14 protein-coding genes are annotated in these 21,726 nt (G+C 63.2%); 3 read left to right on the forward strand and 11 right to left on the reverse strand.

Annotated elements, in window-relative coordinates; genetic code table 11:
* Positions 1 to 105: 105 nt before the first annotated feature.
* Genes Q7F16_RS20920 through Q7F16_RS20930 form a run of 3 tightly spaced genes read right to left on the reverse strand, consistent with a single transcriptional unit; the run spans position 106 to position 5,314 of the window.
* Positions 106 to 3,153, reverse strand: a complete 3,048-nt coding sequence (locus tag Q7F16_RS20920) for an efflux RND transporter permease subunit (protein ID WP_409556858.1) — start codon at positions 3,151 to 3,153, stop codon at positions 106 to 108.
* Positions 3,150 to 4,214, reverse strand: coding sequence for an efflux RND transporter periplasmic adaptor subunit (locus Q7F16_RS20925; protein ID WP_046065241.1), 1,065 nt, complete (start codon positions 4,212 to 4,214; stop codon positions 3,150 to 3,152). The genes Q7F16_RS20920 and Q7F16_RS20925 overlap by 4 nt, the downstream gene beginning before the upstream one ends.
* On the reverse strand, positions 4,211 to 5,314 hold the full coding sequence (locus Q7F16_RS20930; RefSeq protein WP_046065240.1) for an efflux RND transporter periplasmic adaptor subunit: 1,104 nt from the start codon (positions 5,312 to 5,314) through the stop codon (positions 4,211 to 4,213). Before Q7F16_RS20930 ends, Q7F16_RS20925 begins: the two co-directional genes overlap by 4 nt.
* A 139-nt stretch (positions 5,315 to 5,453) precedes the next feature.
* Here Q7F16_RS20930 and Q7F16_RS20935 point away from each other — a divergent pair, with 139 nt between their 5' ends.
* Positions 5,454 to 6,614, forward strand: coding sequence for an AAA family ATPase (locus Q7F16_RS20935; protein ID WP_046065239.1), 1,161 nt, complete (start codon positions 5,454 to 5,456; stop codon positions 6,612 to 6,614).
* Positions 6,615 to 6,722: 108 nt separating this feature from the next.
* Here Q7F16_RS20935 and Q7F16_RS20940 read toward each other — a convergent pair whose 3' ends face one another.
* The 4 genes from Q7F16_RS20940 to Q7F16_RS20955 all read right to left on the reverse strand — a co-directional run bounded on the left by Q7F16_RS20940 (position 6,723) and on the right by Q7F16_RS20955 (position 9,628).
* Entirely contained in the window at positions 6,723 to 7,505 is a 783-nt protein-coding gene (locus Q7F16_RS20940) for a MetQ/NlpA family ABC transporter substrate-binding protein (RefSeq protein ID WP_046065238.1), read from the reverse strand.
* A gap of 189 nt (positions 7,506 to 7,694) precedes the next feature.
* The gene (locus Q7F16_RS20945; RefSeq protein ID WP_046065237.1) at positions 7,695 to 8,630 is read right to left on the reverse strand and encodes a sigma 54-interacting transcriptional regulator; all 936 of its coding nucleotides are present in this window, start codon (positions 8,628 to 8,630) and stop codon (positions 7,695 to 7,697) included.
* A 46-nt stretch (positions 8,631 to 8,676) separates the two neighbouring features.
* Positions 8,677 to 9,258, reverse strand: coding sequence for an alpha/beta hydrolase (locus tag Q7F16_RS20950; protein ID WP_003196600.1), 582 nt, complete (start codon positions 9,256 to 9,258; stop codon positions 8,677 to 8,679).
* A 124-nt stretch (positions 9,259 to 9,382) separates the two neighbouring features.
* Entirely contained in the window at positions 9,383 to 9,628 is a 246-nt protein-coding gene (locus tag Q7F16_RS20955) for a DUF2789 domain-containing protein (RefSeq protein ID WP_079301497.1), read from the reverse strand.
* A 147-nt stretch (positions 9,629 to 9,775) separates the two neighbouring features.
* On the opposite strand from Q7F16_RS20955, the gene Q7F16_RS20960 reads away from it, so the two are divergent.
* Both Q7F16_RS20960 and Q7F16_RS20965 read left to right on the forward strand, forming a co-directional pair.
* The gene (locus tag Q7F16_RS20960; RefSeq protein WP_046065235.1) at positions 9,776 to 10,300 is read left to right on the forward strand and encodes an NfeD family protein; all 525 of its coding nucleotides are present in this window, start codon (positions 9,776 to 9,778) and stop codon (positions 10,298 to 10,300) included.
* 1 nt (position 10,301) lies between these two features.
* A complete protein-coding gene (locus Q7F16_RS20965; RefSeq protein WP_003196596.1) occupies positions 10,302 to 11,063 on the forward strand; it encodes a slipin family protein in 762 nt (253 codons plus the stop codon).
* A 123-nt stretch (positions 11,064 to 11,186) separates the two neighbouring features.
* Here the strand turns inward: Q7F16_RS20965 and Q7F16_RS20970 are convergent, their stop codons facing one another.
* From Q7F16_RS20970 to Q7F16_RS20985, 4 genes are read right to left on the reverse strand one after another with little or no spacing between them, the layout of a single operon-like run.
* Positions 11,187 to 12,128, reverse strand: a complete 942-nt coding sequence (locus Q7F16_RS20970; protein WP_409556857.1) for a sulfotransferase family protein — start codon at positions 12,126 to 12,128, stop codon at positions 11,187 to 11,189.
* On the reverse strand, positions 12,116 to 12,901 hold the full coding sequence (locus Q7F16_RS20975; RefSeq protein ID WP_409556856.1) for an aspartyl/asparaginyl beta-hydroxylase domain-containing protein: 786 nt from the start codon (positions 12,899 to 12,901) through the stop codon (positions 12,116 to 12,118). Before Q7F16_RS20975 ends, Q7F16_RS20970 begins: the two co-directional genes overlap by 13 nt.
* 12 nt (positions 12,902 to 12,913) lie before the next feature.
* Positions 12,914 to 14,428, reverse strand: coding sequence for a TolC family protein (locus Q7F16_RS20980; RefSeq protein ID WP_079301500.1), 1,515 nt, complete (start codon positions 14,426 to 14,428; stop codon positions 12,914 to 12,916).
* Between the two features lie 40 nt (positions 14,429 to 14,468).
* Positions 14,469 to 21,707, reverse strand: coding sequence for an Ig-like domain-containing protein (locus Q7F16_RS20985; protein WP_409556855.1), 7,239 nt, complete (start codon positions 21,705 to 21,707; stop codon positions 14,469 to 14,471).
* Positions 21,708 to 21,726: the final 19 nt, after the last annotated feature.

Below are 21,726 nucleotides of genomic sequence, written 5' to 3' on the forward strand. Positions count from 1 at the left end.
AGTTGGATCTTTGTGAAGACAGAACTTGAATCACCACATATCTGCTGTGGGAGCAAAGCTTGCTCGCGATGGGCTGCACAGCAGCCCCCATGATTTAACGCCAACTCAATCACGCTTGGGCTCGCGGATCTTGTACCAGGCCACATACAGCGCCGGCAGGAACAGCAGCGTCAGCAGGGTGGCGATGATGATCCCGCCGATCATCGCGTAGGCCATCGGCCCCCAGAACACTTCCCGGGCAATCGGGATCATCCCCAGGCTCGCCGCGGCCGCCGTGAGCAGGATCGGGCGGCGCCGGTGTTCGGTAGCTTGCACCACCGCATCCCAGGGCTCGTAGCCGTCACGTTCGTACTCATCGATCTGGGTCACCAGGATCACCGAGTTACGGATGATGATGCCAATCAACGCGAGGATCCCGAGGATCGCCACGAAGCCCATGGGCGTGCCCGTCGGCACCAGCGCCAGCACCACGCCGATCAATCCGAGAGGCGCGACGCTCGCCACCAGGAACAGTTTCTGCACGCTGTGCAGCTGGATCATCAGGAAGGTCGCCATCAAGAACAGCATCAGCGGCACGACACTGGCAATCGGCCCTTGGGCCTTGCTGCTCTCTTCCACCGTACCGCCCGTGGCGACCTTGTAGCCCACTGGCAGGCCGGCGGCGAACTTGTCGATCTCCGGTTGCAGTTGCTTGACCAGGTCGGTGGGTTGGATCTCGTCGCGCACCGCGGCCTTGATGGTGATGGTCGGCTTGCGGTCACGACGCCACACCAATGGCTGTTCCAGTTCATAGCCCACCGTGGCAAACGCCAGCAACGGAATCGAGGTGCCGCCCGGGGTGACGATTTGCAGGTTCTGCAGGGTTTCCGGCGAACCACGCTCGGCATCTTCGGCACGGCCGACCACGTCGATCAGGTAAATATCGTCGTTGACCTGGGTCACGGGCGAGCCGCTGACGATGCTATTCATCAGCCTGGCCACATCATCGGAAGACAGGCCCAACTGCCGCGCCTTGTCCTGGGCGATGTCGATGCGCAGCACCTTGCCGGGTTCGTTCCAGTCGTAAATGATCTCGCCAATGTGCGAGTTCTTGTCCAGCTCGGTGGCCAGTTCGATCGCATGCTTGCGCACCTGGTCGATGTCCTTGCCGCTGACCCGGTACTGGATCGGCCTTCCCACCGGCGGGCCCATTTCCAAGGCCTGCACGTAGCTGCCAATCCCGACGAAATCCTCACGCAGACGCTTTTGCAGGCGCTCGGTGAGGGCCGTGCGCGACTCCAGGCCCTTGCTGACGATCACCAGTTGCGCGTAGTACGGGTTCTGCAGTTGCTGGTCCAGCGGCAGGTAAAAACGAATCGCGCCTTCGCCGATGTAGCTGCTCCAGCGCTCGATGTCCGGGTCGCCCTTGAGGGTCGCTTCCAGGCGATCAACCGCCCGGCGGGTCTCGTCCATCGAGGCGTTTTGCGGCAGGTTGAGGTCCACCAGGATTTCCGGCCGGTCCGAGGACGGGAAGAACTGGTTCTGCACGAAGCGCATGCAAAACACCGACAGCACGAACAGCAGCACGGTGATGCCAATGGCCCACCAGCGATTGCGCATCGCCCACAGCAGGCCGCCGTTGAATGCCCGGCCGATCCGCCCCGGCTCGGCGCTGTGGGGTTTCACGTTGGTGCTGAGGATGTGCACGCCGATCACCGGGGCAAACAACACCGCGACGATCCATGACACCAGCATCGCCACGGCGATGACCGCGAACAGGGTGAAAGTGTACTCACCGGCGGAACTGGCGTTCAGGCCGATGGGCACGAAACCGGCTACGGTTACCAGGGTCCCGGTGAGCATCGGGAACGCCGTCGAGGTGTAGGCGAACGTCGCAGCCTGGTCCTTGGTGTCACCTTTTTCCAGGCGCGTGACCATCATTTCCACGGTGATCATCGCGTCGTCCACCAGCAGGCCGAGGGCGATGATCAACGCGCCAAGGGAAATCCGCTGCATGGTGATGCCGCTGTACTCCATGAACAGGAAGACCATCGCCAGCACCAGTGGAATCGAGCAGGCCACCACCAGCCCGGCCCTGACGCCGAGGCTGACAAAGCTGACGACCAGGACGATGATCACCGCCTCGAACAAGGCGCTGGTAAAGCCGCCGACCGCCTCCTCCACCACTTCGGCCTGGTCCGACACGGTATGCACGCCAACGCCCACCGGCAGGTCGGCGGTCAGCTCGCTCATGCGCGCATGCAACGCCTTGCCGAAGTCCTGAATGTTGCCGCCCTTCTTCATTGCGATGGCAAGGCCGATGGCCGGTGTACCGTCGAAACGGAACATCGGCGTGGCAGGGTCAACGTAACCGCGGCTGATATCGGCGATGTCGGCCAGTCGATAGAACCGGTCATTGAGCCGCAGGTTGACGTTGGCCAGATCCTTTTCCGACTGGAACTGCCCGGACGTGCGCACGGAAATCCGCTCCGGCCCGGCGTCGATGACCCCGGCCGGGGTCACGGCGTTCTGGGTTTGCAGGCTTTGCACGACTTGGCGCTGGTCGATCCCCAGGGCGGCAAGTTTGCGCGTGGAGAAGTTCAGGTAGAGCACTTCGTCCTGCTCGCCCACCATCTCGACCTTGCCCAGGCCCGGTACGTCACGGATCTCGGCGCGCACCTGTTCCACGTAGTCGCGCAACTGGCGCATCGACAGACCGTCGCCGGTAAAGGCGTACACCGAACCGTAGACATCGCCGAACTCATCGTTGAAGCCAGGCCCTTGCAAGCCATCAGGAAAGTCGCCGCGAATGTCGTTGATCTTCTTGCGCACCTGGTACCAGATCTCAGGGATTTCCTTGGCCCCGGTGGTATCGCGCAGGTACACGAACACCGTCGACTCTCCTGGTCGGGTGTAGCTTTTGACGTAGTCGAGGGAATCGAGCTCTTCGAGTTTTTTCTCGATGCGATCGGTGACCTGCCTGAGGGTTTCCTCCTGGGTCGCGCCAGGCCAACGGGTCTGGATGACCATGGTCTTGATGGTGAACGATGGGTCTTCTTCGCGCCCCAGGTTCATGTACGAAAACACGCCCATCAGCAATGCCACGAACATCAGGTACCAGACGAACGACTGATGCCGCAGGGCCCATTCGGACAGATTGAAAGGCCCTTTCATCGTGCGTCCTCGTCGAGTTTCACTTTCTGCCCCGGCTGGAGACTGTTCACCCCAGCGCTGACCACGCGATCGCCGGCCTTGATGCCGTTGGCCACCAGCACCGAGTTGGCCGAACGTTCGAGAATCCGTACGTCACGGGGCGAGACGGTCTGGGTTTGCGGGTCGACCAGCCAGATGCGCGCCTTGCCGTCGATCTCCTGCAGCGCGCTCAGTGGCAGCTCGATGCGTGGTTCGATGGTCGAGCTCAGGGTCACGCTGATGGCCGTGCCCAGGCGAAAACCTGGCGGTGTGTCGGTCAGTGTCAGGCGCGCGCGGCGGGTGCGGGTCGCGCTCTGGGCCTGGGGTTCGATCTCGCGCACGATGGCGGTGGTGTGGATGTTCGGGTCCAATTGCGCGGCAACCTCGAACACCACGTCCGTGGGCAGGCGCTCGACCAGCCCGGCCGGCAGGTCGATCACTGCTTCCTTGATATCCGGGCGGGCCAGGGTCACCACTTGCTGGCCGGCGGTGACCACCTGCCCGGCTTCGGCACTCCAGGCGGTGACGACGGCGTCGTGGTCGGTGTGCAGCGCGCTGTAGTTGAGCTGGTCGCGGGACTGCTCCACCGAGGCCTTGGCCTGTTCGAGAGAGGCGCCAGTGGTTTTCAGGTCGGTCTGGGCGATGTCCAGTTGCGCCTGGGCGCCGACGCCACGGTCGAACAATTGCTGCTGGCGCCGGGCATTGGCCTGGGCATTGATGTACTGCGCCTCGATCCGCGCCAGATCGCCCTGGGCGGCGCGCAACTGGTTTTGCTGGTCGGTAGGGTCGAGCGTGGCGAGCAGGTCGCCCTTCTTCACTTGCGCACCGACATCGACATTGCGGCTGGCGATGCGTCCTGGCACGCGGAAACCCACATTGCTCTCATAGCGCGCCTGGATATTGCCAGCGAACCGCCCGAGTGCCTGCTGGTCGAGGGCCCGGACTTCAACGGACAACACCGGACGCACCGGTTCGGGCGGCGCTTCTTCCTTGGAGCAGGCAGCCAGCAAGAGGCCGGCCGAGACCATCCAAAAACGCTTCATGGTTGCCCCCCCTGCGTGGTTTTTCCAGCGGTGTTTTCAGCGATCTCGACGCGTACGCCGGGATGCAACAATTGCCCACCGGCGATGATGATTTTCTCACCACCCTTGAGCCCATCGCTAATGATGACCTTGCCGGTCAGGTAGCGGCCGACCGTCACCGTTTGCAACTGCGCCTTGCCCTCGCCGTCCACCAGCCAAACCGCCGGGTCACTGAGGTTCTTGGTCAGGGCCGACCAAGGCAGCTCGAAGGCGGTCTTGCCGGCGGACTTGGCCGTGGCACTGACCACCGAGCCCAGGCGCATGCCTTCGGGCAGATCATTGAGGGTGACCTTGACCTGCACGGTGCCGGTCTGGGCAGACACCGCCGGGGTGATTTCGCGCACCGTACCGGTGGTCTTGATCGCGGGGTTATCCAACAAACTGATGGTGATTGCAGGGTCCGAAGGCGGTTCGCTCAACAGCGATTCGTAGATATTGAACACGGCGTCGCGCTCGCCGTCCCGGGCCAGGCTGAAGATCGGTTCCGTGGCCTGCACCACCTGGCCGACTTCCGCCTGGCGCGCGGTGATGATGCCCGGGGCCTCGGCAATCAGTGCGGTGTAGCTCAGTTGTTCGCGGGCGTTGGCCAGTTGGGCCTGGGCGGCGCTCAATGCACTCTGGCTGCTGCGCAGTTGGGCCTGGGCCGTGTCGTATTCACTTTGGCTGGTGTAGCCCTTGGGCAGGAGTTTCTGCTGGCGCACGAACGCCGCCGCACTCTGCTTGACCCGCGCCTGCTCGGCGGCCACCTGGGCCTCGGCGGAGTCGACGTTGGTCTGCAGGTCCCGGGGGTCGAGCCGGGCCAGCACTTGCCGGGCCGAGACCCGGTCGCCGACATCGACCTTGCGCCCGATGATCTTGCCGCCCACGCGAAACGACAGGTCGGCCTGCACCCGCGCCTGGACATCGCCAGTCAGGGTCACCGAGGCGGCATATTCGCTGGGCACGGCTTGCTGCACAAAAACCCGTGGCAGGGCTTTTTCCGCAGGCTTGTCATCACCGCATCCGGCCAGCAGCACGCAGAGGCCCAGGCCTACTACCAGTTTGATTCGGGGACCAGCCATGCAGACTCCTTTGCGCTGTACGGACGTACCAGTGACGATACGACTGTGAGCTTAGAACAGGGTTCAACGAATACAACAGGAGCGCAAATCAGGCAAACTGATCGCCTCCTTATGGACCCCCAGCAGCAGGAGTCTGCTCATGCTCAAGACCCTGGCGGTGGCCAATTACCGCTCCATCAACAAGCTGGTAATCCCCCTGGGCCGGCTGAACCTGATCACCGGTCCCAACGGCAGCGGCAAGTCCAATCTGTACCGCGCCCTGCGCCTGTTGGCCGAGACAGCCCAGGGCGGGGTGGTCAACGCCCTGGCCCGCGAAGGCGGACTGGACTCGACCTTCTGGGCCGGGCCGGAAGAAATCAGCCGCCGCATGCGTAACGGCGAGGTGCCGGTCCAGGCGGTTGTGCGCCAGGGCACCAAGCGCCTGCGCCTGGGCTTCGCCGGTGAAGACTTCAGCTATTCGATCGCCCTGGGCTTGCCGGAACCCAGTCTTTCAGCGTTTTCACTGGACCCTGAAATCAAGCGCGAATGCATCTGGGCCGGCCCGGTGTTTCGGCCGGCCAGCCTGCTGGTGGACCGCAACGGGCCGATGATCCGTGCCCGCGAAGGCCGCTCCTGGGATGTACTGGCCCAGCACACGCCGACCTTCGACAGCCTGTTCGACCAGGTCGGCAGCCTGCGCACTTCGCCGGAGGTTTTGCAGATGCGCGAGTTCATTCGTCGCTGGCGTTTCTACGATCATTTTCGCAGCGATGCCGACGCCCCGGTGCGCCAACCGCAACTGGGTACCCGCACACCGGTGCTGCATCACGACGGACGCGACCTCGCCGCCGCGTTGCAGACCATCCTTGAAATCGGTGACGTCGAGGCGTTGCATACCGCCATCGGCGACGCGTTCCCCGGTGCCCACCTGCGCATCGAGAAACTGCAAGGCGGACGTTTCGCCATCGCGTTTCAACAGCACGGCTTGCTGCGGCCGCTGTCCGCCGCCGAACTGTCGGACGGGACCTTGCGCTATCTGTTGCTGGTGGCCGCCCTGCTCACACCACGACCGCCGTCGCTGATGGTGCTCAACGAACCGGAAACCAGCCTGCACCCGGATCTGTTGCCAGCCTTGGCGCGGCTGATCATCCGGGCTTCAGTCAATTGCCAGGTCTGGGTGGTATCCCACGCCACGCGCCTGATCGCCGCCCTGGAGCAGGATGAGCAGTGCAATTGCATCGTGCTGGAAAAGGAGCTTGGGCAGACCGGGATTGTCGGGCAGCGGGTGCTGGATGAACCGGCGTGGCATTGGCCGGATTAATCAGCGCCTGATCAACCGAATCGCGAGCAAGCTCGCTCCCACAATAAAAAACGCCGACGCTGTATCAGCCATCGGCGTTTGAAACCGTGAAAGGGTTTAGCGTGCGAATCAGAACGCTGGCAGTACCGCGCCGCTGTATTTCTTCTCGATGAACGCCTTCACTTCAGGGCTGGTCAGGGCCTTGGCCAGTTTCTGGATGGCCGGGCTGTCCTTGTTGTCCGGACGGGCCACCAGGAAGTTGACGTAAGGCGAGTCCGCGCCTTCGATCACCAGTGCATCCCTGGCCGGGTTAAGGCCCGCTTCCAGGGCATAGTTGGTGTTGATCAGGTCCAGGTCGACCTGGTCCAGCACGCGCGGCAGCATGGCCGATTCCAGTTCCTTGAACTTGAAGTTGTGCGGGTTCTTGGCGATATCTTTCGGGGTTGCCAACGCATTTTTCGGGTCTTTCAACTCGATCAGGCCCGCCTTCTGCAGCAGGATCAGGGCACGGCCGCTGTTGCTACCTTCGTTGGGCAACGCGATGGTTGCGCCGTTTGGCAGATCAGCCAATTTTTTGTACTTCTTCGAGTAGCCGCCGAATGGTTCGACGTGAACGCCGATCACGGTCACCAGATGGGTGCCTTTGCCTTCGTTGAAGTTCGTCAGGTACGGCAGGGTCTGGAAGTAGTTGGCGTCCAGGCGCTTCTGATCAACCTGCACGTTGGGTTGGACGTAGTCGGTGAAGACCTTGATTTCCAGGTCCACGCCTTCTTTGGCCAGGGCCGGCTTGATCAGCTCGAGGATTTCAGCGTGGGGCACCGGGGTGGCCGCCACGACCAGTTTCTCCGCGGCCTGGGCCAGGCCAGAGGCCAGGGCTGCCGCCAATGCGGTGAACAACAGAACCTTTTTCATGCAGTGTCCTTATCGAAAATCACGGTCGTCATGGACGACGGCCAAATGTGGAGTGCCAGTGAAGTGCTATCGCTGGCGTGATGCGGACAATACCGATATTTTTTATTCCTTAACAATATCTTTTCTTCAAGTTCATATTCATTTTACTCATATAGAAAATCCCGCTTTTTGTGGCGAGGGAGTCCTGATCTATAGCGTTTGCTCCAGTCGATTGAGCAGCGCCTTGAGGGCTATGCGCTCGGCTTGCGAACCCTGTGCAATGACGTGCGCCACCTGCTGATCAATCAGCTCCAGGGCTGAAGGTTGGGGCGGCAGATTCAAGTGCTCCGGCAAAATCTCATCCCCCGTGCTCACCAGCAACGCGAAGTGAATGACGTTTTCCAGCTCGCGGGTGTTGCCCGGCCAACTGTGCTGTTCAAGGGCTTGCTGCGCCGCGTCACTGATCAGCGGCACGCTGAGGCCGAGTCGCTGGCTGTAGATGCCCAGGAAATATTCGGCCAGGGACAGGATGTCGCCTACCCGCTCGCGCAGGGCCGGCAGTTCCAGTTGGCCTTCGCTCAAGTAGTGGTAGAGCCGTTCGTGGAATTTCCCGGCCGTCACCGCTTGCGCCAGGTCGATGCTGGTCGCTGCCACCAGGCGAACATCCACCGGGCTGGGCTGATGCGCACCCACACGGGTGACTTCATGGTTTTCCAGGGCCGCCAGCAATTTGATCTGGATCGGCAGCGGCAGATCACCAATCTCATCCAAGTAGAGGGTGCCGCCATTGGCCGAACCAAACCAACCGGCCCGGCTGCTGGCAGAACCGCTATAGCTGCCGGCGGCATAACCGAACAGTTCGGCGTCGGCATAGGTCGGGCTGATCGCGCCGCAGTTGACCGAGACAAACAACCCGCCGCGCTCACTTTCACGGTGGATATGCCGGGCCAGCAATTCCTTGCCGCTACCGGTTTCACCGCGTATCAGCACCGAGACCGCACGGGGCGCCAGTTGCTCCAATGCCTGGCGCAATTGCCGCGAACGAGGGTCGACGAACACCAGCGCCTTGGCGCGAATGCTCAGGGGGCTTTTTTCCGCATCGGGAAAGGTCAGCAAGGGCTGACCGAAGGTTTCATGCAAACTCATGGCAGGCTCCCGCCCCAGACCGCCGGGAGACGGGGGGCGCTAAAATTCAGGCGCGGCGCAGGGCGTGATGCTCCATGCGGTTTTGCAGACGATAGAGGTAAGCGAAACCCTGCTCCCAGCGCTGGTGGCCGGACTTCACGTTGATATGCCCCGCTCCCGCCAGGATCCCGGCCTCGGCGCCCCAGTTGCGCGCCAGCTCCAGGGCGCGCGGGGCACTCACGGCGGCGTCGTTGTCGGAGCTGACCACTTGGCTTGGGAACGGCAACAGATCAGTGGGAATCGGCGCGAAGTTGCGCAGCGCCGGGGCGCAGGCCGGCCGTTCGACATCCGCCGGCGCCACCAGCAACGCCCCACGCACCTGCCGCAGAAACTGCACAGGCGCGGTGGCGGCCCAATGGGCCACCGTGATGCAACCCAGGCTATGGGCAATCAGGATCACTGGTGTGCTGTCGGCGGCCACGGCCTCGGCCAGCGCCGCGACCCAGTCTTCACGTCGAGGCGTGACCCAGTCGGCCTGCTCGACCCTGGCACTGTTGGGCAGGCTGTTCTGCCAGTGGGTTTGCCAATGATTTTCCGGCGATCCTTGCCAGCCCGGCACAATCAGGTAGCGAATCGATTCGTTGCGCATGGGTGCTCTCCTGCGTGTCTGTTCCCGGAGGAGTATAGGGAGGAGAGCTATATTATTTAAGGAATAAGAAGCTATTTATTAATAACCATAAAGAATAATAGTTTATCCCCAAAGGTCTTGTGCATCACTCGCTACGCCCCTTGCGCAACAACACATCCAACTGGTCTATCACTTCCGCCCAGTCCGCATCTTCGAGGATCTCGTCGCGCAGCATTTGCCGCTGGCCCTCATTCCAGAAGTACGCATCAGCCAAGTGAAGTTCAGGCTTGAGAGGGGAATGAGTCGCGATGAATTTGTCGATATCAACGGCGGCATCAGACAGGCCCAATTGTTTGAACAGCGCGGGCAGGCTGTGGATCGGGGATTCCATGGGAGGCTCCTGAGGATAAGACGGGTGATTGGGTGCTTTCCCGCAGTCTAGCCCTGAATGACCGCCAGACTGATCAAAATTCAATCAACCCACGACTCGACTAGACTTTGAATAACGTCCCGACGAATACACGTTGCGGAGGGTCCTGTGAACATTCACTGGTTGACGGTTGCGCTGCTGGCGATCAGCGGGCCTGCGTTCGGCGCCGATGGCCTCGTGCTGCCAGGCACCGATCCCCTGGGTTTCTGGCTGGTTGCCGTTGGCGTGGCCTTGCTGGTCTTCGAGGCGGCCCTGCCCAATTATGGCGTCGCGGGGCTGGGTGGGATTGTCCTGTGTGTGATTGGCGCGGTCATCTTGACCAACGCCGATGTACCGGCTCCGCTGATGCTCGGCCTGGGCCTGGTCAGTGCCGTGCTGCTGATCGTCCTGTTGGTCCGTGCGTTGAAAACACGACCGCGCCAACCGGTCAGCGGCGATGCCGCGCTGTTGGGTAGCGTCACGACGGTGACCGCGTTGCAGGCCGGCAATCATCATCATGGCTGGGTCCAGTTGGAAGGCGAACGCTGGCAGGTGGCAAGCGCGACGCCGCTGCGGTCTGGGCAAGCGGTGCGTGTCATCACCCGCAAGGGTCTGCTGCTGGAAGTGGCCCCCGCTGATTCGCAAGGAGTCTGAGATGGGTATGCAAATCGGTTTTACGATGCTGTTGTTGCTGTTGATCGCGTTGGCGGCTTCGACATTCCGGATCCTGCGTGAATACGAACGGGCGGTGGTGTTCCAGCTCGGTCGGTTCTGGCAGGTCAAGGGGCCTGGGTTGATCCTGCTGATCCCAGTGGTTCAGCAGATGATCCGTGTCGACCTGCGCACCATTGTCCTCGATGTACCGCCCCAGGACGTGATCACCCGCGACAACGTCTCGGTGAAGGTCAACGCGGTGCTGTATTTCCGCGTGCTCGATCCACAGAAAGCCATCATCCAGGTCGAAAATTTCCTCATGGCCACCAGCCAACTGGCCCAGACCACCTTGCGCGCGGTCCTCGGCAAGCATGACCTGGACCAACTGCTGGCCGAGCGCGAGCAATTGAACGGCGACATCCAGCAGGTGCTCGACGCCCAGACCGACGCCTGGGGCATCAAGGTGGCGAACGTCGAGATCAAGCACGTGGACCTCAACGAATCGATGATCCGCGCCATCGCCCGCCAAGCCGAAGCCGAGCGGGAACGCCGGGCCAAGGTAATCCACGCCGAAGGCGAGCTGCAAGCCTCGGAAAAACTCATGCAGGCCGCCGAAATGCTCGGCCGCCAGCCAGGTGCCATGCAGTTGCGCTACATGCAGACACTGGGCTCGATTGCCGGGGATAAAAGCTCCACCATCGTCTTCCCCTTGCCGATTGAATTGCTCAAGGGGATGGCGGAGTTGTCGCCCAACAAGGCTTGATCCGCGGAGCGAGCATTTCCCTGTGGCGAGGGAGCTTGCTCCCGCTCGGTTGCGCAGCAACCGCAAAAGCTTGGGGCCGCTGCGCAGCCCAGCGGGAGCAAGCTCCCTCGCCACAAAAGCGTGTTACAGCGGCAATGACTTCAACGCGTCATAAGGCCCCTGCGCCCAGCGCAGCACCCGTTCACGCAACAACGCCGAAGCCTCCCGGCGTTTGTCCTCGCTATCGCCAACAAACGCCTGCGCCGGTTGCTTGGCATGCTGCCCCACTGCCGCGAACACTTGCCTGCCTTGCTCCTCATCGAGCCGGAAAAACGCCGCCAGCCGGCCCGCCATCGCCTCGGGCAGTTCGGTGTAGTTGACCGCCATTGCACCCAATACCTGACAGTGTTCCAAACCCGTCGCCAACAACCGCCCCACCCGGCGCGAGATGAAATCTTCCGGGCTACTGAAGGGCAAATCATCGTCCAGGACACTCGTCCCGATCATCCCCGGCACCATGTGCATGCCGGGACGCCGCAGGTGGGAGACGGCGATTTCCAAGGGGTCGCGGTACAGGAACAGCCAGGGCGTGTCGGGAAAACATTCTCGCAACAGCGCCAGCTCACCGATGTTCCAGGCATCGAGCTTGACCACCAGCCGTTGCTCCACGCCTCGGCGGCGCTGCCCATAGGCCGACATCAAGCCCTTGAGCGCCACGCACCGCTCGGCAGGCGGCAGATCACTGCGCAGCAACGTATCCAGGGGCGGTGGTTCCGAAATGACGATGTGATCGTCCAGTCGGGCGAGCATCTGGCTGATCAAGGTCGAGCCGCAGCGGGAGGCATGGAAAATGAACGCACTGGGCGCCAGGCCCGGGCTTTGTCGTTGCCACTGACCGAGCACGTCCAAGGGTGTCTGCCGACGGAACGCCTGGTTGAAGGGCAAGCGCAGGGCGTCTTCCACGGCGTCGCCGAAGAATGGCTGCGACAGTCGCGCGTCGCCAAACCAGCACCAATCGACCCGCCATTGCCCGGCCTCCTGCCACACGCGGATCGGCAGCCAGCCGTGCAGGTTCAGGTCTTCCACTGGTCTCTCCACTGCTGGCGGCCAGTGCGCATCGCAGCCCGCAATTCTTCCCGGGTGAAATGAAGCCCTTGTTCGGCCCCCAGCGCCAGGGCGGAGTCAATGAAAGCGTCCGGCGCATGCAGGTTCTGCAAGGTTCGGGCGAGATGCGGATCCCTTTCAACGTACTGCTGAAAACGGACAAAGTCGCTTGGCCCGACGCCCGCGGCGGGTGTGGTCGGCAGACCATCGGCAATCTGCTGGGCCAGCCACGGCCCGGGACGACAATCGAGTACCAGATGAACCCGCGAATGAGCACTTCGATTCACAACCCGATGAGGCCGCGCCAGGTCGAGGAACCAGCACTCGCCCGCCGCCATCGGAATGATTTGCCCGTCCAGGAAGAAGTCCACGCCAGGCGAACTGAGCAACGGCACGTGCAGGCGCAGGTCAGCGTCCGGCCCGCCCAGGTCATAATCGCGATGTTCGTGGATGCACCCGCCGGGCCCTAGCCGCAGCAGCCGGGCCGAGACGATTTCCAGGGGCCAGTCGCGCAACGCTTCATGCCAGCGGCCATCCGTCGACCAAGGCGCGCGGTGCAGCGGCTGGCCGTACCCGGGCGACAGCTCGGTGACGGCATCGGCCGCCGAAATCAGCGCCACTCCGCTCCAGTCGCCGCTGTAATAGGCACTGTTGAAATGCCCCTGCCAACGCTCGTCTTCAATGGCCGCCAGTGCCTGCAGCAGCAACGGCAGGTTCACCGCCGCCGGCAGCCGGGAAAACGCCGGGCGCGTCATGCCAACGCCCGGTTATTGAGTCACCGCGGCCGTCGTCGGCACCGTGATATCGCCCTGGGCCCAGGCCGCTTCGCGGTTGGCCAGTGCCGTGGCGATCGACTGGACTTCGGTCGATTGCACTTCGTTTGGCAGCGGATCGAGACCGGCACTGGCAAAAATCTGCCCGTAAGCGTTGCGCAGGTCGGCGTAGGCCAGGTCCCGGCGCAGATCGGCCTGCAGGGTGTTCAGTTCGCCCTGAATCAGGTCCAGCTCACCGATGCCGGCAGCCTGGTGACGGCTGCGCAGCTGACCGACAATCTGCCCGTCGATGTCTGACAGTTGCTGGCTGGTCTTGAACTGGCGCAACGCTTCGCGATAGTTGGCATTGGCGACGTACAACTGCGCCAGCACAGCAATCGACATCGCCTGGCGCCGCGCCGACGCCACTTCTTCACCGGCCTTGGCCACGTCGATGGCCGCCGGGGCGGAAATCACGTTGAACAGGTTCCAGGTGACTTTCACGCCATAGTCGGCCCAGCCCTGCTCCACCAGGAACGAGTTGCTGTCGTAATGCCCGCCGGCGGAAAACTCCAGCCCCGGCAGCAGGCGCAGCATGGCTTTGCGGGTTTCGGCGGCGGTGATGCGGGTCTGGTAATCCTGCTCGCGCAGTTCCGGACGGCTGGCCAGGGCTTCCTGTTCGAGACGGGCCAGGTCGACCTTGAGTTCCGGGATGGTGTATTCATCCTGGGTCGCCAGGGTCAGCTCGGTACCCAAGGGCAGGTTGATCAAGGTCGCCAGTTCGGTCTTGGCCAGGGACAGCGCCCGGCGCTGCTCTTCCAGCTGGCGGGTGGCCTGGATCAGCGAGCGCTGGTAACCCAACGCCTGCACCGGGTCACCGATGCGCTGTTCGCTCATGCTCTGGCTGTTGTCACGCGCCGCTTCGACCCGAACCATCAGGCTATCGATCTGCTTGAGCAGGCGCTCGGCTGCCATGGCGCGCCAGTAGGCCGAACGCACGTCCTGGACGATGGTGTTGATCACCTTGCGCCGGCGCTCCTGCACGATCAACCGCTGGTCCCCGGCCTGCTTGGCGCTGATGTAGCTCACGCCGAAATCGAGCACGTTCCAGACCATGGTCAGGTCCGCCACCTCGCGGTCGCGGTCCTGGGAGGTCGACGGCTCCAGGGACTGGGTACCGGTTTCCACGCTCTGGCTGCTGGAAGCACTGACGTTGTTACGGCCCACGTAGCCGGCGTCCAGGGCCATGCGCGGCAGCATGTCGAAACTGGCCAGGTCCAACTGACGCTTGGCCAGGGCTTCCTCCATGATCTTCAAGCGGCCTTCGAGGTTGTACTTCACTGCCCGGGCCATGGCCTGGTGCAGGGTCAGTGGGCCGCTGAGCGGCTCCTGATCCTTGTACATATTCTGCAGGTCGGTTCGAGCGCGCTGTTCGCTGATGCTACGCTCGATCGGATCACTGGTGACCGCGCATCCACTCACCACCAACGCCAGCACACTCATACCGAATAACTTCTGACTTCTATTCATTCCCTGGATTGCCCCTGGCTGCCCCAATATTTTTTAGAATTCAGGCCTGCACTTGGCTGATGCCGACCTGTCGTAACGCGGTTGCCAGGTTATCGACCTGACGTTGTTCAGTGTCCTTGAGCTGTTGCAGCTGCTGACCCAGGGTGGGCGCCCCGAACATCCCGCGCAGCCCTTGGGACGCATCGCCGCCCTGCATCGACTGGTTGCCGAAGGCCTCCATCGATTCGCCCTCGGAAGCAGAGTCCTGGCCGAACAGGGTCGAAAGCGTGCTGCTGCCGAACACCCCGCCATCGCCCCCACCAAAGCCCAGGAACCCTTGGCCACTGCCATCGCCGGCGGCGTCACTGCTGAAAACCTGGGCGATATAGCTCGGTGCCAATGCGCCATGGTTGATGAAAATATCCCCAATCGGCCGCAGGCCCCCGCCCACGTCCCGTTGCTCGAACAGCGGTGGGAAGCCCAGCGGCGAGCCCAGGTTGCCGGTCGGCGGGGTAAAGACGATCGGTTGCAGCGGCACCTCGGACGGCGGGATAACCGTGACCGGGTCGGAAGTCAGGAACTCCGGCGGCGGCTTCACATCGTTGGGCACCACGGTGTCGATCGCATAGTTGTTGGACACCGCCACGCTGGCCCCGGCGTTGCCCGTCAGGTCGCTGACGTTGCTGGTGTCCAGGGCAATGAAGTTGCTCGGGTCGGTGAGGTTTACCGTCGGTGTAAACGTTGCGGTCCAGGTCTTGCCGCCATCGCTGGTGGTCAGGTTGCTCAGTTCACCGTTGGTGACGCTGAGGTCCGACAGGTCAAAATCCGTCACCGCTTCGCTGAAAGTGAAAGTCACCTGGGTCGTCTCGCCCACTGTCAGGTTCGGGTCAGCGACCACGATGGTTGCCGTCGGCCGGGTGGCGTCGAGTGCATAGTTGGCGGAAATCGCGATGCCCACGCCGGCGTTGCCGGCCAGGTCCTGCACATTGCTGGCGTCGAGCAGGATCAGGTTGGTGGCATCGTTGACGCCGGCAGTCGGCGTCAGGGTCGCGGTCCAGGTCAGGCCACCGTCGCTGCTGGCAAGGTTGGACAACACGCCATTGGCGACACTGAGATCCGACAAGTCGAAACCGGACACCGCCTCGGTGAAGCTGATGGTCACGGTGGTGCTCTGGCCGATGCCCAGGCTGGTATCGCCCACGGTGATGGTGGCGCCAGGGCGAACCGTGTCGATCGCGTAGTTGTTGGAGTCCACCACGCCGACACCGCTGTTGCCCGAGGCGTTTACCACGCCGCTGGTGTCCAGGCTGATCAGATTGCTGGTGTCGGAAATGCTCGCGCTCGGCGTGAACGTGGCCGTCCAGGTGACGCCGCCGTCGGTGGACGACACATTGCTGAGCGTGCCGTTGCTGATGGTCAAGTCGCTGTTGTCGAAACCGCTCACCGCTTCCGAGAACGTAATAGTGACCTGCGAGGTTTCCCCTATCTGCAGCGCACTGTCGGCCACCACGATCGTGGCCGTCGGTACCTGCGTCTCGACCACATAATTGGCCGAATCGGTGGTGCCTGTCCCGGTATTGCCGGCCGCGTCGCTCACGCCGGTATTGTCCAGGGTGATCAGGTTGGTGGTGTCGGTCACTCCCAGGGTCGGCGTGAAGGTCGCGGTCCAGGTCAGGCCGCCATCGCTGCTGCTGACGGCGCTCAGAGTGCCGTTGGCAACGCTCAGGTCAGCGTTGCTGAAACCGGTCACTGCCTCGCTGAAGGTGATGGTCACCTGCGCGGTTTCACCCGGTTTCAACACCGAATCGCTCAGCACGATGGTGGCGGTCGGACGCTGGCTGTCGACGCTGTAGTTGTTCGAATCGGTGGTGCCGCTGCCGGCGTTGCCCGCCAGGTCGGCGACGCCGCTGTTGGCAAGGGTAATGACATTGCTGGTGTCGGTGATGCCAGCGGCAGGCGTGAAAGTAGCTGTCCAGGTGATGCCGCCGTCACTGCTGCTCAACCCGCTGAGCGTACCGTTGGCGACAGTCAGGTCGGCGGCGGTGAAGCCGGTCACGGCCTCGTTGAAGGTGATGGTCACCAGCGAAGTTTCACCCGCGGCAATGGCGGTGTCGGCCACGACGATGGTCGCCGTTGGGCGCACGGTGTCGATGGCGTAGTTGTTCGAATCGGTGGTGCCGACGCCGGCGTTGCCTGAGACGTTGATGACACCGGTATTGTCCAGGGTAATCAGGTTGCTGGTATCGGCAATGCTCGCACTCGGTGTGAACGTGGCCGTCCAGGTGACGCCGCCGTCGGAGGACGACACGTTGCTCAGTGTACCGTTGCTTATGCTCAGGTCGCTGTTGTCGAAACCGCTCACCGCTTCGTTGAAGGTGATGGTCACCTGGCTGGTTTCACCGATGCTCAGGGACGTATCGGCCACCACGATGGTGGCCGTCGGCACCTGGGTGTCGATCGCGTAGTTGGCCGAGTTGGTCGTGCCGGTGCCGGTATTGCCCGCCGCGTCATTCACGCCGGTGTTGTTCAGGGTGATCAGGTTGGTCGCGTCTCGCACGCCAAGGGTCGGGGTAAACACCGCCGTCCAGGTCAGGCCACCATCGCTGCTGCTGACAGCGCTGAGTGTGCCGTTGGCAACGCTCAGGTCCGAATTGTCGAAACCGCTGACCGCCTCGCTGAAGGTGATGGTCACCAACGAGGTCTCACCGACACTGAGGTTGGAGTCGGCCAGCACGATCGTTGCGGTCGGACGTTCGGTGTCCAGCGCGTAGTTGTTGGAGTCGGTGCCGCCGACATTGAGGTTGCCCGCCAGGTCAACGATGCTGCCGCTGTTGAGCGAGATGACGTTGCTGGTGTCCGTGACGCCACCGGTCGGCGTGAAGGTCGCGGTCCAGGTGATGCCGCCGTCGCTGCTGCTCAGCCCGGAGATCACGCCGTTGGCGACCGTCAGATCAGCACTGGTGAACGCCGTCACCGCCTCGCTGAAGGTGATGGTCACCAGCGAGGTCTCGCCGGCGGCGATGGCGGTGTCGGCCACGACGATGGTCGCGGTTGGGCGCACCGTATCGACGGCGTAGTTGTTGGAATCGGTGGTGCCAACACCCGCGTTGCCCGCGCCGTTGATCAAGCCGGTGTTGTCCAGGGTGATCACGTTGCTGGTATCGGAAATGCTAACGCTCGGCGTGAATGTGGCCGTCCAGGTGACGCCACCGTCGGTGCTGCTCATGGTGCTGAGCGTACCGTTGCTGACGGTCAAGTCCGCGTTGTCGAACCCGCTGACCGCCGAGTTGAACGCCACGGTGACCACCGAGGTTTCGCCGATGCTCAACGTGGTATCGGCAATCACGATGGTCGCCGTCGGCACGTTGGTGTCGACCTGGTAGTTGTTGGAGTTGGTGGTGCCGCTGCCGGTGTTGCCCGCCCCATCGTTGACCCCGGTGTTGTTCAGGACAATGAGGTTGGACGTGTCGCTGACCCCGAGGGCCGGGGTGAAGGTGGCGGTCCAGGTGATGCCGCCATCACTGCTGCTGACCGCACTCAGCGTGCCGTTGGCGATGCTCAGGTCCGAATTGTCGAAGCCGCTGACCGCCTCGGAGAAGGTAATGGTCACCAGCGAGGTTTCGCCGACGCTCAGCGCCGTGTCGGCGACCACGATGGTGGCGGTAGGACGCAGGGTGTCGACGGCGTAGTTGTTGGAATCGGTGGTGCCGCTGCCGGTATTGCCCGCGCCGTCCACTACGCCCGTGTTATTGAGCGTGATCAGGTTGGTGGCATCGCTGACACCCGCGCTCGGTGTGAAGGTCGCGGTGTAGGTGATGTTGTCACTGGTGCTCAGGCCGCTCAGGCTGCCGTTGGTGACGCTCAGGTCCGCCAGGGTAAAACCGGTCACCGCCTCGCTGAAGGTGATCGTCACCACCGATGTTTCGCCAATGGCGATGGCCGTGTCGGCGACCACGATGGTGGCGGTCGGACGTGCGGTGTCGATGGCGTAGTTATTGGAATCGGTGGTGCCGCTGCCAGCGTTGCCCGCCGCGTCAGCCACGCCGGTGTTATCCAGGGTGATGAGGTTGCTGGTGTCGCTGGTGCTGGCGCTTGGCGTGAGCGTCCCGGTCCAGGTGATGCCGCCGTCGCCGCTGCTCAGGCCGGTGACCGTGCCGTTGGCGACCGTCAGGTCGGCGGTGGTAAAGCCTGTCACCGCTTCGTTGAAAGTGATGGTCACCAGGGAGGTTTCGCCGACGCTCAGGGCATTGTCGGCCACGACGATAGTCGCCGTCGGACGCTGCGTGTCGACCGCATAGTTGTTGGAGCTGGTGGTGCCGCTGCCGGTGTTGCCCGCCGCGTCCGCCACACCGGTATTGGCCAGGATGATCAGGTTGGTAGCGTCGGTGACGCTGGCGCTCGGGGTGAGCGTCGCGGTCCAGGTGATGCCGCCGTCGCTGCTGCTCAGGCCGCTCAAGGAGCCGTTGGCAACGGTCAGGTCCGCCAAGGTGAAACCCGTGACGGCCTCGCTGAAGGTAATCGTCACCAGCGAGGTTTCGCCGATGTTCAGCGCGGTATCGGCCACCACGATGGTGGCGGTCGGACGCAACGTGTCGACGGCGTAATTGTTGGAGTCGGTGGTCCCACTACCGGCGTTGCCCGCCGAGTCCGCAATGCCGGTGTTATCCAGGGTGATCAGGTTGCTGGTGTCGCTGACGCTGGCACTGGGTGTGAGCGTCCCGGTCCAGGTGATACCACCGTCGCTGCTGCTCAGGCCGGTGACCGTGCCATTGGCGACCGTCAGGTCGGCGGTGGTGAAACCACTCACGGCCTCGGTGAAGGTGATGGTCACCACGGAGGTTTCACCGACGCGCAGCGCGGTGTCAGACACCACGATGGTGGCGGTCGGGCGTTGCGTGTCGACGGCGTAGTTGTTGGAGTTGGTCGTCCCAACGCCTGCATTGCCATTGAGGTCCGCCACGCCAGTGTTATTCAGGACAATGAGATTGGAGGTATCGGTGATCGCCGCATCCGGTGTCAGCGTGGCCGTCCAGGTGATGCCACCGTCGCTGCTGCTCAGGCCGCTGAGCGTACCGTTGGCCACCGTCATGTCGGCCGTGGTAAAGCCGGAAACGGCCTCGGAGAAGGTGATGGTGACCGTGGAGGTTTCGCCGATCCTGAGGGCGGTGTCGCTCACCACGATGGACGCCGTGGGCGCCACGGTGTCGTTGACGATGTAGTTGTTCGAGTCGGTGGTGCCCACGCCGGCATTGCCGGCCAGGTCGGCCACGCCGGTATTGTTCAGGGTGATGATGTTGGTGGTGTCGGCGATGTCACTGGCCGCAGTCAACGTCCCCGTCCAGGTGATGCCACCGTCGCCACTGGTCAAGGTGCCGACGCTGCCGTTCTGCACCGTCAGGTCCGCCGCGGTAAGGCCGGTCACGGCTTCGGAGAAGGTGATGGTGACCGTCGATGTACCACCGGAGTTGAGGTTGGTATTGGCCACCACAACGGTCGCGGTGGGCGGCGTTTCGTCCGGCACATAGTTGGTGTTGATAGTACCGCCATCGCCGTAGACGTTGGCCACCGACGCCGGCGAAACACCCGCGGTGCCCGCACTCGTCCCACCCACGCCGCTGCCGCCGACGTTACCGGCCAGGGCGGCGAAGTTGGCAGCGGTGATAAGGATCGAACCTTTGTTCCAGATGGCACCGACACCGACACCGCCCGCACCACCCGCCTGGAGATAGCTACCGCCAGCCCCGCCGCCGCCACCGCCACCGCCGGCGCCGACGTTGTTGGAAATGGTCGAGTTGCCGATGATCCGCAGGGTCGCGCCGGTATCGTTGTAGATACCCCCCACCGCGCCGCCGCCAGCGCCGCCGATGTCGTCATAACCATCGCCACCGCCGCCACCGCCGATGGACAAGCCTCCGCTGGTGGCCGTGCCGCCGGCCGAACCGGTGCTGTAGCCTGGATAAGCCGCACCGCCCGCACCACCCGTGGTGGAACCGCCACGCCCGCCAATGTTGAAGAAGCCGCCGCCCGCGCCACCTTGTCCGGCCGTGCCGTTGGAACCCGTGGAGTTGAGCGTGTCGCCGCCCTTGCCACCGGTACCGCCGGTGATCGCGCCACCGCCGCCACCGGCACCACCGGCGTACTGCGGCGTCACACCGCCGCCACCACCACCGCCCGAAGCGGCGTTCGCGGTCACCGTGACGTTTCTCAGGGTCAAGGTGCCGGCGTTGTAGATGCCGCCGCCCTGGGACACCAGCGCATCGTCGCCGCCGTTACCACCGTTGCCTGCCACCATGCCCCGGGTGATCACCAGGCCATCGAGGGTGGCCGTGGTGCCGGACGTCACTTGCATGATCTGGGTGCGGTACTGACCGTCGAGGGTCACGTCGGCGACGTTGTCGTTATTGAGGTCGCCATCGATGGTGATGTTGTTGTCGACCACCAGCACCTGGGTCAGGGCGACGGTCATGCTGGTATTGAAAGTGACGATGTCGCCGTTCTGGGCAGAATCCAGAGCAGCGCGCAAAGAACCGATACCCGAATTGAGGTTGTTGGTGGCAGTCCAGGTGGCCAGGCCCCATTGGTACTCGCTCATGGCATTGGCCGAGAGCACGTTGGCGCTTTCGATGGTGCCGGTGGCGATTTCCAGGTTCCAGTCGCCGCCCAGGCCAGTGCGGTCGTCGGAGGCGGCCACGTCTCGGCCGGTGAGCTGCGCCAGCGAGTTGACCAGGCTCAGGCCACGGTCGCCCTCAGCGGTGTAGCAACCGTAGATCAGGATGTCGCCGCCAGCGTTCATGTCCTGGCCGATCTGCGCGAGCACGTCGCTGCGGGCCTGGACGTTGTCCGCCGACAGGTAGCTGTTGCCCAGCCACAAATCACCGGCGTTACCGTGGGCGATGATCTGCACTGAGCTAACGCCCTGGTGGGTGTCCAGGTAATCGGCGATCTGTTGCAAACCGTCTTTGGTGGCATCCAGTTGCACCACATCGGTACCAGGAGCCACACCTTGTAGAAGGCTGCTGGCATCCTTGACCCGGGAGTCGACGAACACCACAGACTTGCCTGGGACGGCAGCCTCGGTGGCGTCAGCCTGACCCTGAGGTGCATGGTTGTCGGAAGTCTGGTCGGCCGTCGGCGCCTTCGCGGCATCAGCGGTCGGCTGCGCGTCCGGTTGCGCGGCGTCGGCCACGGTTGCCGCCACCGCGCCGTCGAACAGCATTCGCGGCTCCAGGGACATGATCATTGGCGATGCCAGGGCCTGTGCGCCCTCGGTTACCCGCGATTTGCCTTTGCTCCACCACATGACGATCACCTGGACTCGA

The organism is Pseudomonas sp. Lb2C2, from assembly GCF_052112205.1.
In the GTDB taxonomy this organism is placed as follows: domain Bacteria; phylum Pseudomonadota; class Gammaproteobacteria; order Pseudomonadales; family Pseudomonadaceae; genus Aquipseudomonas; species Aquipseudomonas kilonensis.